Annotated in this window: 10 protein-coding genes; 7 read left to right on the top strand and 3 right to left on the bottom strand. The window is 65.6% G+C overall.

Annotated elements, in window-relative coordinates; translation table 11 throughout:
• Positions 1 to 12: 12 nt before the first annotated feature.
• Positions 13 to 945 carry a carbohydrate kinase family protein gene (locus tag DFR52_RS05525; RefSeq protein WP_110030852.1) on the bottom strand — a complete coding sequence of 311 codons (933 nt, stop codon included), beginning with the start codon at positions 943 to 945 and terminating at the stop codon, positions 13 to 15.
• Between the two features lie 248 nt (positions 946 to 1,193).
• Between DFR52_RS05525 and recA the strand changes: the two genes are divergently transcribed.
• From recA to DFR52_RS05510, 3 genes are all read left to right on the top strand, one after another.
• Positions 1,194 to 2,282 carry a recombinase RecA gene (gene recA / locus DFR52_RS05520; protein WP_110031150.1) on the top strand — a complete coding sequence of 363 codons (1,089 nt, stop codon included), beginning with the start codon at positions 1,194 to 1,196 and terminating at the stop codon, positions 2,280 to 2,282.
• 291 nt (positions 2,283 to 2,573) lie between these two features.
• Positions 2,574 to 5,228, top strand: a complete 2,655-nt coding sequence (gene alaS / locus DFR52_RS05515) for an alanine--tRNA ligase (RefSeq protein ID WP_110030851.1) — start codon at positions 2,574 to 2,576, stop codon at positions 5,226 to 5,228.
• Between the two features lie 163 nt (positions 5,229 to 5,391).
• A complete protein-coding gene (locus DFR52_RS05510; RefSeq protein WP_158284863.1) occupies positions 5,392 to 6,243 on the top strand; it encodes an AraC family transcriptional regulator in 852 nt (283 codons plus the stop codon).
• A 64-nt stretch (positions 6,244 to 6,307) separates the two neighbouring features.
• Here DFR52_RS05510 and DFR52_RS05505 read toward each other — a convergent pair whose 3' ends face one another.
• Positions 6,308 to 10,216, bottom strand: a complete 3,909-nt coding sequence (locus DFR52_RS05505) for an autotransporter domain-containing protein (protein WP_158284862.1) — start codon at positions 10,214 to 10,216, stop codon at positions 6,308 to 6,310.
• Positions 10,217 to 10,921: 705 nt separating this feature from the next.
• Here DFR52_RS05505 and DFR52_RS05495 point away from each other — a divergent pair.
• On the top strand, positions 10,922 to 12,085 hold the full coding sequence (locus tag DFR52_RS05495) for an MFS transporter (RefSeq protein WP_110030847.1): 1,164 nt from the start codon (positions 10,922 to 10,924) through the stop codon (positions 12,083 to 12,085).
• A gap of 106 nt (positions 12,086 to 12,191) precedes the next feature.
• Here DFR52_RS05495 and DFR52_RS05490 read toward each other — a convergent pair whose 3' ends face one another.
• A complete protein-coding gene (locus DFR52_RS05490) occupies positions 12,192 to 13,403 on the bottom strand; it encodes an NADP-dependent isocitrate dehydrogenase (RefSeq protein ID WP_110030846.1) in 1,212 nt (403 codons plus the stop codon).
• Between the two features lie 216 nt (positions 13,404 to 13,619).
• Here DFR52_RS05490 and DFR52_RS05485 point away from each other — a divergent pair, with 216 nt between their 5' ends.
• From DFR52_RS05485 to murI, 3 genes are read left to right on the top strand one after another with little or no spacing between them, the layout of a single operon-like run.
• Complete coding sequence (locus DFR52_RS05485; protein WP_110030845.1) at positions 13,620 to 14,192, top strand: GNAT family N-acetyltransferase; 573 nt, start codon at positions 13,620 to 13,622, stop codon at positions 14,190 to 14,192.
• The gene (locus DFR52_RS05480) at positions 14,192 to 15,019 is read left to right on the top strand and encodes an RNA methyltransferase (protein ID WP_110030844.1); all 828 of its coding nucleotides are present in this window, start codon (positions 14,192 to 14,194) and stop codon (positions 15,017 to 15,019) included. The genes DFR52_RS05485 and DFR52_RS05480 overlap by 1 nt, the downstream gene beginning before the upstream one ends.
• Positions 15,012 to 15,803, top strand: coding sequence for a glutamate racemase (murI, locus tag DFR52_RS05475; RefSeq protein WP_110030843.1), 792 nt, complete (start codon positions 15,012 to 15,014; stop codon positions 15,801 to 15,803). Before DFR52_RS05480 ends, murI begins: the two co-directional genes overlap by 8 nt.
• The last annotated feature ends 7 nt before the right edge of the window (positions 15,804 to 15,810 follow it).

Genomic DNA, 15,810 nt, shown 5'->3' with positions numbered 1-15,810 from the left:
CCTTCATCGGTCTCAGATATGGATCGGACAATCGGCCAGCGCCGCGGTCACCAGGCCGGGCGAGAGATCGGCCCGCACGGCGCCGCGGATCCGGGCCGTCAATTGCGCGCAGGCAATGCCACGGGCGAGGCAATCGGTCAATTCCAGGCCGGCGACGAGGCCGTCGACGAAGCCGGCGGCGAGCGCATCGCCCGCGCCGGTGACATCGGCCAGATCGACGAGCGGCGGCGGGGCAAGCACGACCTCGCCGCGACGGGCCGCAAAGGCAAGCGCCGGGCCTTCACCCGAACTGACAAGTCCTCCGCGCAGGCCGCGCCCGCCGAGCAGGGCGGGCCAGTCGGCCGGCGACGCGGCGGCGCCGGCGAGTGCGGCGGCCTCGGCGCTGTTCATGCAGACCAGATCAAGACAGGCGAGCGCGGGGATGAGGCGCACCACCTTGGCCGGCGAGATGGCGATGGCGGCGATCGGGATGCGGCGGGCGGCCGCTCCCTGCGCCAGCGCCGCGATGGTGTCGGCGGGCAGGTTGGCATCGCAGATGATGAAATCGGTCGCCGCCAGCCGCGCCCGGAACCGGCTGCTGATGAGCCGGCGCGCCGGCATCATGTCGTAGAGCGCCATGTCGGCGAGCGCGGTCACCAGATTGCCGTCGGGTTCGAGAATGGCCGAATAGCTGGGCGTCGCCCGGTCGAGAAAGGTGATCGGGCAGTCCTCGACGCCGGCCGCCTCGGCGGCGCGGGCCACCAGGTCGCCGTTGTCGTCGCCGCCGCGCGGCGAGACCAGCGTGACGCGGTGGCCGAGGCGGGAAAGATTGCGCGCCGCATTGAAGGCACCGCCGCCGGCTTCGATCTCCCAGCGGCCCGGATTGGAGGCGCCGGGGACATGCGGCGCCCTGAGCCAGCCCTTGCGATCGATGTGGGCGCCGCCGACGGCGAGGATCCGCGCCATCTAGCCGAGGCCCGGCCGCGACGGCGCAAAAACCGAATCGGCAGCTGCGCCGAGGCAGGCTGCAGCCTTCAGCGAGGGCCGGCGAAGCGGCCGATCCGCACAGCTAAAACAAAAAAAGAACATGGGCCGATTATTCATCTTGTTTCATAGGGTTAATGGGGTCTTGCCAACAGGGAACAAATGCGGTACAAAATAGACATGAAGGCATACATTGCCTGTGGCGGCACGATAACCTAAAGGTGGACGAAATGGCACAGAACTCTTTGCGGTTGGTAGAGGAAAAATCGGTGGATAAAAGCAAGGCGCTCGACGCGGCCCTCTCGCAGATCGAGCGCGCCTTCGGCAAGGGCTCGATCATGAAGCTCGGCGCCAACGAAGGCGTGGTCGAGATCGATACCGTTCCCACCGGCTCGCTGGGGCTCGACATCGCGCTTGGCATCGGCGGCCTGCCGCGCGGACGCGTGATCGAGATCTTTGGTCCCGAGAGCTCGGGCAAGACGACGCTGGCGCTGCAGACCATTGCCGAGGCCCAGAAAAAGGGCGGCATCTGCGGCTTCATCGACGCCGAGCACGCACTCGATCCGGTCTACGCCCGCAAGCTCGGCGTTGATCTCGAAAATCTGCTGATCTCGCAGCCCGACACCGGCGAACAGGCGCTGGAAATTACCGACACGCTGGTGCGCTCGGGCGCCATCGACGTGCTGGTCATCGATTCGGTGGCGGCGCTGGTGCCGCGCGCGGAAATCGAGGGCGAGATGGGCGACAGCCTGCCGGGCCTGCAGGCCCGTCTGATGAGCCAGGCGCTGCGCAAGCTCACCGCCTCGATCTCGCGGTCCAACTGCATGGTCATCTTCATCAACCAGATCCGCATGAAGATCGGCGTGATGTTCGGTTCGCCCGAAACCACCACAGGCGGCAACGCCCTGAAATTCTACGCCTCGGTGCGTCTCGACATCCGCCGCATCGGCGCCGTCAAGGAGCGCGACGAGGTGGTCGGCAACCAGACCCGCGTCAAGGTGGTCAAGAACAAGATGGCGCCGCCCTTCAAGCAGGTCGAATTCGACATCATGTATGGCGAGGGCGTGTCCAAGACCGGCGAACTGATCGATCTCGGCGTCAAGGCCGGCATCGTCGAGAAGTCCGGCGCCTGGTTCTCCTACAACAGCCAGCGGCTCGGGCAGGGCAGGGAGAACTCGAAGCAGTTCCTGCGCGACAATCCGGCGCTCGCCGACGAGATCGAACTGCTGCTCAGGCAGAATGCCGGCCTGATCGCCGAGAAATTCCTTGATGAAGACCGCAGTGGCGGCGAGGATGACCAGGAAGCCGCCGACATGTGATCGGGAGGCAGCGCCCTGCCGGCCGGATGGCGCCGGACGCGCGCCGCCGGCTTTCAAATGCAACCTTATGCCGGCCGCCTGATGGGATCAGGCGGCCGCTGTCGTTTCTGGGAGTCCATGGCGGGTCCGGCGGCGGCCCTGCAGGATGGTTCAGCGCCGGTTTCGTCGACGTCCGAGGGGGCGCCGTCTGGACACTGCCGCCTGCGCCCGATAAAAGCGGCGGTCCCCGGGAACGGGACTGGCATTGCGGCGGCGCGGACGTGCCGCCGGCATCACTGAGAAGGGTTGCATATGAGCGGCGTAAACGAGATCCGGTCTTCATTTCTCGACTATTTCAAGGCCAACGGCCATGAAGTGGTGGCCTCGAGCCCGCTGGTGCCGCGCAACGACCCGACGCTGATGTTCACCAATGCCGGCATGGTGCAGTTCAAGAACGTGTTCACGGGTCTGGAGCACCGGCCTTACGCCACAGCGGCGACCTCGCAGAAATGCGTCCGCGCCGGCGGCAAGCACAACGACCTCGACAATGTCGGCTACACCGCGCGCCACCACACCTTCTTCGAAATGCTGGGCAACTTCTCCTTCGGCGACTATTTCAAGGACCGGGCGATCGAGCTTGCCTGGAACCTGATCACACGCGAATTCGGCATCGACAGGAACCGGCTGCTGGTGACCGTCTACCACACCGACGACGAGGCCTTCGATCTCTGGCGCAAGATCGCCGGCCTGCCCGAGGACCGCATCATCCGGATTGCCACCAATGACAATTTCTGGGCGATGGGCGACACCGGCCCGTGCGGCCCGTGCTCGGAGATCTTCTACGACCATGGCGACCACATCTGGGGCGGACCTCCCGGATCGGCCGACGAGGATGGCGACCGCTTCATCGAGATCTGGAATCTCGTCTTCATGCAGTTCGAGCAGATCAGCGCCGGCGAGCGGCTCAACCTGCCGCGGCCGTCGATCGACACCGGCATGGGTCTGGAACGGGTCGCAGCACTGCTGCAGGGCAAGCACGACAACTACGACATCGACCTGTTCCAGCGGCTGATCGCCGCTTCGGTGGAGTTGACCGGCGTGCCGGCCGAGGGCAAGAACCGGGCAAGCCACCGGGTGATCGCCGACCATCTGCGCTCGTCCGCCTTCCTGATCGCCGACGGCGTGCTGCCGGCGACCGTCGGCCGCGGCTACGTGCTGCGTCGGATCATGCGCCGCGCCATGCGGCACGCGCATCTCCTGGGCGCCCAGGAGCCGCTCATGTACCGGCTGTTGCCGGTGCTGGTGGCCGAGATGGGCCGCGCCTATCCGGAGTTGGTCCGCGCCGAATCGATGATCGCGGAGACGCTGAAGCTCGAGGAGATCAGCTTCCGCAGGACGCTGGTGCGTGGCCTCGGACTGCTCGACGAGGCGACCGCCGAGATCGGCGAGGGCGGTCGCCTCGACGGCGAAGTGGCCTTCAAGCTCTATGACACCTACGGATTTCCGCTCGATCTGACCCAGGACGCGTTGCGTCCGCGCGGCATCAGCGTCGACACCGACGCCTTTGCCACGGCGATGGACCGGCAGAAGGCCGAGGCGCGTGCCAATTGGTCGGGATCCGGCGACGCCGCCACCGAGGCAATCTGGTACGAGCTGCGCGACCGGATCGGCGCGACAGAGTTCCTCGGCTACGAGACCGAACAGGCCGAGGGCGTGATCGGCGCCCTGGTGCGTGACGGCAAGGAGATCGCGTCGGCGAGTGCCGGCGAGAGCGTCGACCTTGTGGTCAACCAGACTCCGTTCTACGGCGAATCCGGTGGCCAGATGGGCGATTGCGGCACGATCAGCGGTGAGGGCTTCAAGCTCGAGGTGACCGACACGCAGAAGCGCGGCGATGGAGTCTTCGTGCACCGCGCCCGGGTGACGGAGGGCACGGTGAGCAAGGACAAGCCGGTGCTGCTCGAGGTTGATCATGGCCGCCGCTCGCGAATCCGCGCCAATCATTCGGCGACGCATCTGCTGCACGAGGCGCTGCGCGAGGTGCTCGGCACCCATGTGGCGCAGAAGGGGTCGCTGGTGGCTCCCGAACGGTTGCGCTTCGACATCTCGCACGGAAAGCCTGTCTCGGCCGTGGAACTGGCCGAGGTCGAGACGATGGCCAACGAGATCATCCGCCAGAACAGCCCTGTGACCACACGACTGATGGCGGTGGACGACGCGATCGCCGAGGGGGCCATGGCGCTGTTCGGCGAGAAATACGGCGACGAGGTGCGTGTGGTGTCGATGGGCACCGGCATCTCCGGCGCCAAGGCCAACCGGCCCTATTCTGTCGAGCTCTGCGGCGGCACCCATGTGCGCGCCACCGGCGACATCGGGCTGGTGAAGGTTCTCTCCGACAGCGGCGTGAGCGCCGGGGTCCGCCGCATCGAGGCGCTGACCGGCGAGGCAGCGCGGCGCTACCTGATCGAGCAGGACGAGCGGCTGCGCGAACTCGCCGCCATGCTCAAGGTTCAGCCTGCGGATGTGGCGGGCAGGGTCGAGGCGCTGATGGATGAGCGGAAGAAGCTCGAGCGCGAACTGGCCGAAGCCAAGAAGAAGCTTGCGCTCGGCGGCTCGGCGACCGGTGGCGACGAGAGCCGCGATGTCGGCGGCGTCAAATATCTCGGCAAGGTGGTGCACGGCGTGGCGCCGAAGGACCTCAAGGGTCTGGTCGATGCCGGCAAGGCCTCGGTCGGCTCCGGCGTGGTGGCTTTTGTCGGCGTGGGCGAGGACGGCAAGGCATCGGTTGCCATCGGAGTCACCGACGATCTCACGGCGCGGCTGAGCGCGGTGGATCTGGTTCGTGCCGCATCCGAGGCGCTCGGCGGCAAGGGTGGCGGCGGCCGCGCCGACATGGCCCAGGCCGGCGGTCCCGACGGCGACAAGGCAGACGCAGCAATCGAAGCCGTGGCAGCTGCCATCGGCTGATCTGCGTGCCCTGTACGAACATGTGAGACGCCCGACCAGCAGGCCGGGCGTCTTGCGTTTGGCGGGCCAACAGGAGCTCTTTGAGGGACGTCCCTGACCAAGTCAGCAAGATTTGTGACCTTCGTCCGTGCTGTTTTGGTCTCGACCAACGGAGGGACATCAGGTGGCGCAGAGGGTGGCGAGAGCGGATTATCGTGAGAGGCTCAACCGGGTGCGGGCCTATATCGGCGCGCATCTCGACACGCCGCTCCATCTCGACGAACTCGCCGACATTGCCTGCCTGTCCCGCTTCCACTGGCACCGCGTCTATCGCGGTTTGACCGGGGAGACCGTGTGGCAGACCGTCAGGCGGCTAAGGCTGCAGCGCGCGGCGCTCGAACTTGCCACCGGCACCGAGCCGGTTGGCAAAATCGCCGAGCGCTCGGGCTATGCCAATGCGCGGGCCTTCTCCAAGGCCTTTCGTGACGATTATGGTATGCCTCCGCTTCGCTATCGCGCCGAGGGCGGTCACCGGCGCTATGACAACGACCAATGGCAGGAGCACACCGCCATGTATGACGTCCGCACCGAAACCCGCCCGGCCGGCACGGTCAGGGGCCTCGTCCATATCGGCCCCTATATCGAGATCAGCGCCACGTTCGACCGGTTCGGCGCCGAGCTTGCCGCCCGGCAATTGCAGCCCAAAAGCAAGGGCATGGCGGCTTTGTATTTCGACGATCCAGATATCACCCCGCCCGAAGAGTTGCGGGCGCTCGCGGGGCTGCTGCTTGCCGAAGGCGAGAGTGCGTCAGAGGGGTTCGAGACCGGCGAGCTGCCTGCGGGCCGCTATGCCATCCTGACCCACAAGGGGCCTTATGCGGAGCTGGGCAAGGCCTATGGCTGGTTCTTCGGCGCCTGGCTGCCCGGCAGCGGGGAAACGCCGGCAAAAGTGCCGCCGATGGAATTCTATCTCAACACGCCGCTCGATGCGGCCCCGCCGGAACTGCTGACCGAGATCCACATGGCGCTCGCCTGATCGGGCGAGGGGGGCTCCCCGGCCTGGCTGCCGGGGAATCCTGTCTTCGAGAGCTGCGATCGGGTCAGAAGCGGACGGTGAGGCGGGCGGAGCCGGCGGTGTCGGTGACGCCGGAGCCGAACTGGCCTTCATAGGCGATGCCGAGCGTGGTGTTCTCAGACATGTCGAAGTCGAGACCGGCGCCGACCACCGCCACATTCTCGGCCAGCGGCGTGCCCTCTACCGTGAAGGCCGCGCCACCGATCGAGTTGGCGGTGTAAGGCGTGGTGTCGCCGAAGGCGTGACGCCAGCCGGCCATGCCCGAGACCCGCGCATCGATGCCGCCCAGCGCGAAGGCCGAGGCGATGCGTGCGCCGATGGTCGTGAAGGTCACCGTGTTGGTGGACTTCGACATGGTCAGCGCCGTGGTGCCGCCCTCTTCGGTGTAGCCATCGGTCGACAGCGAGACCAGGCTGGCGCCGACGAACGGCGTCAGCGTGGCCGCACCGGCATGCATGTCGTAGCCCAGTTCGCCGAAGGCCTGGAAGGCGCCGGCATCGGTCGAGCCGGTGAGCTGCTCGTCGATGTTGCCGACGACGACGCGGCGGCTGGTGTCAAGCTGGTTGAAGCTGTAGGACGCGCCGCCACTGAGCTTGAAGGCGCCCAGACGCATGCCGCCATAGAGGCCGGCCTGGAAGCTGTCCACATCGGTGGAGGAGGCGCGGGCATCGACCTCGAAGCGCGAACTCTGGTAGCCGGCGAAGACGCCGATGCGTCCGTCGCCGATGGCGGTGTCGATGCCGCCGACGAGGCCCGCGGTGGAGCGATCGACATCGGCGGTGCCGTTGTTGCCGTCCATGGTGCCGTAGGAACCGTAGCCGCGCGACCAGACGGCGCGCCCGGTGTACATGTCCGCCGTGCCTGCGTCGCCTTCGGCTAGGCCGGTGCCGGCGCCGCTTGGCGCGTCGAAGGCCTTGTTGATGCGGTCAAGCACCGCCTGGCTCGACATCTGCGAACCCGAAATCAGGCCGCTGGTGGCGCTGGCGGCAGCCTCGCCGGAAAGCGCGTCGTAGGAGGCCTGGGCCTCGCTTTCCGACAAGCCCAGGATCTGGGCATAGAGGGGATTGTCGGTGGCCAGGCTGCCGAGCGCGGCGGCGGTGGAGACCTGGTTCGGGGTGGTGGCCACGTCGGGAAGCTCGACGTCGTTTCGTTCAAGCACCAGATCGACCGAATTCCCGACATAGTCGAGCGAGGAGTTGAGGAAGGCGTAGTCGGAGGCGACACCGTCAAACCTGGTATCTCCGTAGCCGCCGTCGGCGGTGAGGATCGTATAGACAGATGTCTGCGCGTAGACTCCGTCGAGGCCGACATGCTGGACGGTTCCGGCAAGCGTTGCGGCCCCTGTCACATGCAGAAGATCGCTGGAGGTGTTGTCGGGATCGGTCTCGACCGCGTAGGTCGAGCCGGTCTCGAAGGTGAAATTGCCCGAAACGCTGAGCGTGCCGATTGAGTTGCCCGTTGCCAGCGTGGCGCCGGTCCGGAGACTCACGGCTCCACCGATCGTGCCGGAACCGCCGAGCGTGGCGCCGGAACTCACATCCACCACGACCTGGGAGACGCCGAGCATACCGTTGACCAGGAGAACGCCCTCGCTGACGGTGGTGTAGGCGGAAAAGGCGATCGAGTTGCCCGACAGCGTCAGGGAGCCGGCGCCGGTCTTGATCATGTCGCCATTGCCGCTCAGGACACCGCTTGCGGCGACCTCCTGTGCGTTGGCGATATCGATGGTGCCGGTGCCCTGCAGGGCGATCGCGTTGTCGATTATCGAGTCGCTCGTGACCGCCAGCGTGCCGTTGTTCAGAGTCAGCGCGCCGGAGCCCAGATTGGCGTCGCTGGCAATCTGCAGCGTTCCGCCATTGACCGTGGTGGTGCCGGTGTAGGTGTTGGTGCCCGACAGCGTCAGGGAGCCGTCGCCGGTCTTGATCATGTCGCCATTGCCGCTCAGGACACCGCTTGCGGCGACCTCCTGTGCGTTGGCGATATCGATGGTGCCGGTGTTCTGCAGGGCGATGGCGTTGTCGATCGTCGCGTCGCTCGTGACCGCCAGAGTGGCATTGTTGACGGTTACGGCGCCGGAGCCCAGATTGGCGTCGCTGGCAATCGACAGCGTTCCGCCATTGACCGTGGTGGTGCCGGTGTAGGTGTTGGTGCCGGACAACACCAGCGTGCCGGCGCCGGTCTTGGTCAAGGCGTGGCCACCCGACAGGACACCGGATGCCGTAAGGCTTGCCTCGGCCTCGACGATCTCGATGGTGCCGCCGCCGTAGGCCAGGGTGATGCCGCGGCTGGTCGAGGTGTAGCTGGTGCCTGTCACCTGCAGCGTGGCGTCGCCGATGGTCACGGCGCCCGTGCCGAGGTTTGCGTCCCGCGAGACGGACAGAATGCCGCCGGAGATATTGGTCACCCCCGAGTAGGTGTTGGTGCCGGAGAGCACCAGTGTGCCCGGACTTGTCTTGATCAGGCCGCCGGCACCGGAAATGACACCGCTTACGGTGACCGCGCCGCCGACGTCGATGTAGTTGGCCGTGCCCGCCAGAACGATCGCGTTGTCGATGGTGGTGGTGCCGGTGACCGTCAGGTTGCCGCCATCGAGTATCAGGGCGTCGGCGCCCAGATTGCTGTCGGAGGCGATCACCAGGTTGCCTGCCGTGACCGTGGTGGTGCCGGTATAGCTGTTGATGCCGGAGAGCTCCAGCGAGCCGTAGCCGCTCTTGATCAGGCTGCCGTCGCCCGATACGATTCCACTCACCGCAACCGAGGCGTTGATGGCGCCGATCGTGGAGGATGTGCCCGATCCCAGGATGATCGCGTTGTCCACGTTGGTATCGCCGGTCACGTCCAGCGTGCCGCTGCTCAGCGTCAGTGCGCCCGAGCCCAGATTGGCGTCGCTCGAAACCGACAACGTGCCGGCATAAACCGTCGTGCCGCCGGTGTGTTCGTTCAAGCCGCTGAGCGTGACGGTCTTGCTGCCGGTGATTCCCAGCGCGCCCGCCCCGGTGAACGCGTTGGAGTAGGTCGCCGTGCTGTCGTTTTGCTCCAGAAGGAGGGTGCCGTTTACCGAAATGGCGCCGTTGATCGTGCCGCCGTCGCTTGTCAGCGTGTTGATGCCGCCGGTGAAGGTGATGGCGTTGGCACGGGTCACGCCGTCACCGCTGAGGCCGCCGGAGATCGTGCCCGAGTTGGTGATCGCGATGCTCGCCCCGAAAACTGCCGCGCCGCCCGCACCGGCTGCGCCGTCCAAGCCGTTGGCGATGGTCGCTGACCCACCGGCACCGCCGACTCCGCCCGCGCCGCCGGCAAGCGTACCGGTGTTGGAGAGAGAGCCGGAGTTTCTGAAGTAAATTGCGATGCCACCATCGCCACCATTGCCACCGCTGCCGCCGAAGGGAAAGGTGCCCCCATAGCCATCGCCACCGTTGCCGCCGGCGCCTCCAGTCAAAACGACTGTATTATTAACTGAGTAACCCGGCAGGCCTGTGGTTGCGACGATGCCGCCGCCGCCGCCGCCGCCGCCGCTGCCGCCGCCGCTGGCGACCGACGCACCACCGTTTTGTCCGTTCCCTCCAGCATAGCCCGAAAGGCTCGACCCGAAGCCTACCCCGCTAGCTGCTCCGCCATCATTTCTGACGTCGGCGCCTGCGCCGCCTGCGCCGCCGCCATCGGCATCGGTGCCGCCCGCGGTGCTAGACTCAGTCAGGCTCGAGCCGCCACCGCCGCCACCGCCGCCGCCGCCCGGCGAGTTGCCCCCGGCCGATCCCGTCGTGCCACCAGTTCCCCCCGAACCGCCACCATTGCCTCCGTCAGCCCATGCCGGGGTGCCGAACAGCAGCGTCACTGCAGCAACTGTCGCCAGCAGCGCCTGACGGCGGCGCGCGAGGCTTGACGGGCTGGCTGAGCTGGCGGATGAGGTGGGCGAAGGCAGTGTGTGGGGCATGGGATCCTCAAAGCTCAACGAAGGGATGGTCGAAATATAAGTTTCATCGCGAATCGGAGGGATCCAGCGCACGGGAATGTCCCTCGCTCTTAAACGATAAATTGCAACCAGTCTTTAGCAGCGAATTGAAAAATATTTAAAATCAATGGTTTGGAATCTCTCGCCCTCAACCCTTGGGCGAGGTTTGTTGAAATGGAGATGGAGCGGCGGGAAGATCTACAAGGTTTTTTGCAAGTCCATTTTCCATCTTTGCAAAAGCAAATCCAATCAATGCTTTCAACCTGCGCCAGATTGGAAGCTCAACCCCGACGGTTGTTTGTGTTGCATCCAGCGCTGACGTGATCCGTGGCGCAATGTAACGCAAAGAAATGTTTAGCTATTTCAATGTTTTGAATAGTCTTTACGGCTGACCTTTACAGGTGGCCGCCAGGTCGAGCGAGCTGACCATGCGCTCAAGGTTTTTACTCCGGACATTGTTGCATCGGCGAGCGCGGGCAGCAGTGGGCCATATGCATTTGTTCTCCGGCTGGCAGCAGGGAAGCGGCCAGCCTTGAGCTGCAATTTGGACCGGTGAACGCCTGCTCGCCCAAGCTTGTGCTGCGGGCGCAACCGGATTACTGCGGAAGCACCGGTTGCGCGCTTCCTCCCCGACGGAAGCAGGCCGGATGACAGTCCGACCTTTCCAACCGGCCGCAGGCAACGCATATGTCGACACCCCAGTTTGCGGCCACCCGCTATTATCTCTCGGCCTATCTCTCGGTGGCGGTGACGGTCACTTATCTGCCGATCTGGCTCAACGACAAGGGCGTTTCCGACGCCCAGATCGGGCTGATCAACACTGTGCCGATGTTTGCGCTGCTGCTTACCAGCGTGTTCTTCGGCCGCATTGCCGACCGGGCGCCGGACTGGAAGCTGGCGATCATGATCGGCACCGCCGTTGCCGCCGTTGCCTCGCTGCTGCTCGGGCTTGCCGATGGCTTCTGGCTGATCCTGGTGGTCTGGACGCTGACGATCGTGCCCGCGGGCCTGGCCGGGCCGGTGGCGGACGCCGCGACCATGCGGATGTCCCTGAGGCGCGGTTTTTCCTTCGGCACGACGCGGGCCTGGGGCACGGTGGGCTACCTGCTGATGTGCTTTGTCACCGGCTATTTCGTGCAATGGCGCGGGCCGGATGCTTTTGTCTGGCTGTTTGCCGTTGCCTGCTTTGTCCGCTTTGGCATGGCGTGGCTGCTGCCGCCGATGCGCGACGTCGATGCCGAGCGTAACCTGTCGGGCGGGCGGCTGTTGTCGCGGCGGCTGATCGAAAGTTTCGAGCCCTGGGTGCTGCTGCCGATATTTGCCGGCGCCATCCTGTTTGCCAACCACATGGTGATGAACGCGTTCTCGTCGCTGGTCTGGAAGGAGCAGGGCATCTCCGGGCCGGTGATCGGGACGCTGATCGCCATCGGCGGCGCCGCGGAGGCGGCGACGATGTTCGGATGGCGGCGGATCAATCTGCGCTTCTCGGCGCGCCACCTGATCCTTGTCGGCGCGGTGGCGGCGGTCGCGCGCTGGGCCGTGATGGCGTTGTCACCGCCGGTCTGGGTGCTGGTGATCCTGCAGATGGGGCAGGCGGTCACCTTCACCTTCGCCTATCTTGGATGCCTCTATTTCATCACCAAGCGCACAGAGGAATCGGTGGCGGCGGAGGCGCAGAGCCTGTTCGGGGTCATGCAGCAGGCGGCGTCGATCATCGTCGTGTCGCTGTTCGGTCTTGCCTTCGGCCTGTTCGGCGCGCAAGCCTTCTGGGGCACAGCGGCGCTGTCGGTGCTGGCGATCGGCCTGGTAATGATCTCGCTCAACTTGCGCGCACCCGACTCGGCGGGGTAGGCGCTTGCGGCAGCCGGCGCATGCGGCTCCGAAAGGCTCTGAAATGAAATCGGGCGCGCCACAAGGTGACGCGCCCGACAGGCTTAATCAGATGGCGAGGCTAGGCTCAGGCCATGGCCTGCTGCAGGTTCTCGTCGACCTTGTCGAGGAAGCCGGTGGTCGACAGCCAGGGCTGGTCGGGGCCGATCAGCAGCGCCAGATCCTTAGTCATGAAGCCGGATTCGACGGTGTCGACGCAGACCTTCTCCAGCGTATCGGCAAAACGGGCGAGATCGGCGTTGTCGTCGAGCTTGGCGCGGTGGGCGAGGCCACGGGTCCAGGCGAAGATCGAGGCGATCGAGTTGGTCGAGGTTTCCTCGCCCTTCTGGTGCTGGCGGTAGTGCCGGGTGACGGTGCCGTGGGCGGCTTCGGCTTCCACGGTCTTGCCGTCCGGAGTAACCAGGACCGAGGTCATCAGGCCGAGCGAGCCAAAGCCCTGCGCCACGGTGTCGGACTGCACGTCGCCGTCATAATTCTTGCAGGCCCAGACATAGCCGCCGGACCACTTCAGGCTCGAGGCCACCATGTCGTCGATGAGTCGATGCTCATAGATGATCTTGGCTTCCTTGAACTTGTCGACGAACTCGGCCTGGTAGACCTCCTCGAAGATGTCCTTGAAGCGGCCGTCATAGACCTTGAGGATGGTGTTCTTGGTTGACAGATAGACCGGATAGCCGCGCGACAGGCCGTAATTGAGCGATGCGCGGGCGAAATCACGGATCGAATCGTCGAGGTTGTACATGGCCAGGGCGACACCGGCAGACGGCGCGTCATAGACTTCGTGCTCGATCACCTGGCCATCCTCGCCGACGAACTTGATCGACAGCTTGCCCTTGCCGGGAAACTTAAAGTCGGTGGCGCGGTACTGGTCGCCGAACGCGTGGCGACCGACGATGACCGGCTTGGTCCAGCCCGGGACCAGGCGCGGAACGTTCTTGGCGATGATCGGTTCGCGGAAGATCACCCCGCCCAGGATGTTGCGGATGGTGCCGTTGGGCGAGCGCCACATCTTCTTGAGCCCGAATTCCTTCACGCGGTCTTCATCCGGCGTGATGGTGGCGCATTTGACGCCGACGCCGTGCTCCTTGATGGCGTTGGCCGCGTCGATGGTGACCTGGTCATCGGTGAGGTCGCGATTCTCCATGCCGAGATCGAAATATTTCAGGTCGATGTCGAGATAGGGGTGAATCAGCTTCTGTTTGATGAAGTCCCAGATGATCCGGGTCATCTCGTCGCCATCGAGTTCGACGACCGGATTGGCCACCTTGATCTTGCCCATGAATATGCTCCGCGCAGTGTGTTTTGAAGAATGCCTGGGTGCCCCAGGGCCGAATGGTTGGGCTATAGCATTCCCGCGCGGATGTGCAAAGCGCGGCTCCGGCGAATGCGGCGAAGCCGCGGCTGACGGCGCCCGGCGCGGCGTTTGCCGCGGCAAGCCTTGATTGTGCCCCAAGGGACAAGTACTGGTGACGGCCTTCGAAGAGCGGGATTGCCGGTGCCTGGATTGAGTTATCCGATTGCGACGCAGCGATTGCTGCTGCGACCCCTCAGGGCGGGAGATGGCGCGGCCGTGCATGCCTATCACCGTCTCGAAGCGGTGGCGCGCTACCAGTCGTGGACCGAGCGCAGCGCCGACGATGTGGCCGACCGGCTGGCGGAATGGGCCGATCTCGACGGCACCGACCCCGAGGCGAAGGCACTGGTCCTGGGGGTGACCCTGAAGGGATCTGATCGGATCATCGGCGACATGGTGCTGCTGTTCACCGATCGCGCGGCGCGGCAGGCGGAGGTCGGATTCACCTTCAACCCGGATTTCCACGGCCAGGGACTGGGCAGCGAGGCAGTGGCGGCGCTGATGCGATTCGGATTCGAGATCTACGGCCTGCACCGGATCTGCGGTCGCTGCGATGCGCGCAACGAGCCGTCCTGGAAGCTCATGGCACGGCTCGGGATGCGGCGGGAGGCGCATTTCCGCGAGCACGCGATCTTCAAGGGGCGCTGGGACGAAGAATTTCACTATGCCGTCCTCGAAGACGAGTGGCGCCTGGAGCAGGGCAGGGCTGACTGATGGCGGGAACGGACAAATTGCGGCCCCGCATCGAGGAAGGCCCGGCGATCGTGCTGGTGGCGCCGCAACTGGGCGAGAATATCGGCATGGTGGCGCGCGCCATGGCCAATTTCGGCCTCGCCGATCTCAGGCTGGTGGCCCCCCGCGACGGCTGGCCGAGCGAGAAGGCGGAAAGTGCCGCCGCCGGCGCCATCCATGTCATCGAGGGTGCGCAGGTGTTCGACACCCTGGAGGCCGCACTCGCCGATCTCAATTTCACCTATGCGACGACGGCGCGCGAACGCGACGGCCACAAGCCGGTGCGCGGGCCGGTGGAAGCGGGGCGGACGCTGCGGCAGCGGTTTTCGGGCGGCGAGAAGGTCGGCATCATCTTCGGGCGCGAGCGGACGGGCCTGCACAACGACGAGATCGCGCTTGCCGACGAACTGGTGACGTTTCCGGTCAATCCCTCGCACGCATCGCTCAATCTCGCCCAGGCGGTGCTGCTGATGGCCTATGAATGGATGAGTTCGGGGCTTTCCGACGCGACCGCACCGGCCTTCGCCGGACCGGCGATCGAGCCGGCGCCGAAGCAGGAGCTCTACGGCCTGTTCGAGCAGATCGAGGAGGCGCTGTCGGCGCGCGGCTATTTTCGCTCCGCGGGCAAGCGGGCAAAGGCCACGGAAAACCTGCGCGCGGTGCTGACCCGTCCCGGATTCACGACACTGGAGATCAGCGTGCTGCGCGGCCTGGTGGCCTCGCTCGACCGCTTTCAACGCAACGACGGCAGCTCGCGGCTAGAATCGCCGCCGCGCCGGACTGCAAGGACGGAGCCTGGCCATGACTGAGCGTCCGGTCCTGGTTTTCGACAGCGGCATCGGCGGCCTGAGCGTGCTGCGCGAGGCGCGAGTCATCATGCCGGAGCGGCGCTTCGTCTATGTCGCCGACGACGCCGGCTTTCCCTATGGGGCCTGGGAGGAGTCGAAGCTGTGCGCGCGAATCGTCCGTCTGTTCGCGGGCCTAATCGCCGAACACGATCCCGAACTGGTCATCATTGCCTGCAACACCGCTTCGACCGTGGTGATGGCCGACCTGCGCGCCGCCTATCCGGCCACTCCCTTCGTCGGCACCGTGCCGGCGATCAAGCCAGCCGCCGAGCGCACGAGCTCGGGCCTGGTTTCGGTGCTGGCGACACCCGGCACGGTGAAGCGTCAATACACCCGCGACCTGATCCGCGACTACGCCACGCTGGTGCATGTGCGGCTGGTGGGCAGCGAGAACCTGGCGGCTCTTGCCGAGACCTATATGCGGCGCGGCTTCGTCGACGAGGAGGCGGTGCGCGCAGAGATCGCGCCGTGCTTCGTTGAACTCGACGGCAGACGCACAGACATCGTGGTGCTGGCCTGCACCCATTATCCCTTCCTCGCCAACCGCATGCGCAAGACCGCGCCCTGGCCGGTGGACTGGATCGATCCGGCCGAGGCGATCGCCCGGCGGGCGCTGTCGATTCTCGAGACCCTGCCGCAGGGCACGGCGTTCCCGGAGGGGCCAGATGTGGCGGTGTTCACGTCCGGCAATCCTGACCAGCAGCTCAAGCGCCTGATGCACGGCTTCGGCCTGCAGGCGCGATGAAGCGGGG

This window comes from Hoeflea marina (assembly GCF_003182275.1).
Classification (GTDB): Bacteria; Pseudomonadota; Alphaproteobacteria; order Rhizobiales; family Rhizobiaceae; genus Hoeflea; species Hoeflea marina.
The sequence above is the reverse complement of the archived record's forward strand: the minus strand, read 5'-3'. Positions and strand labels throughout refer to the sequence as shown.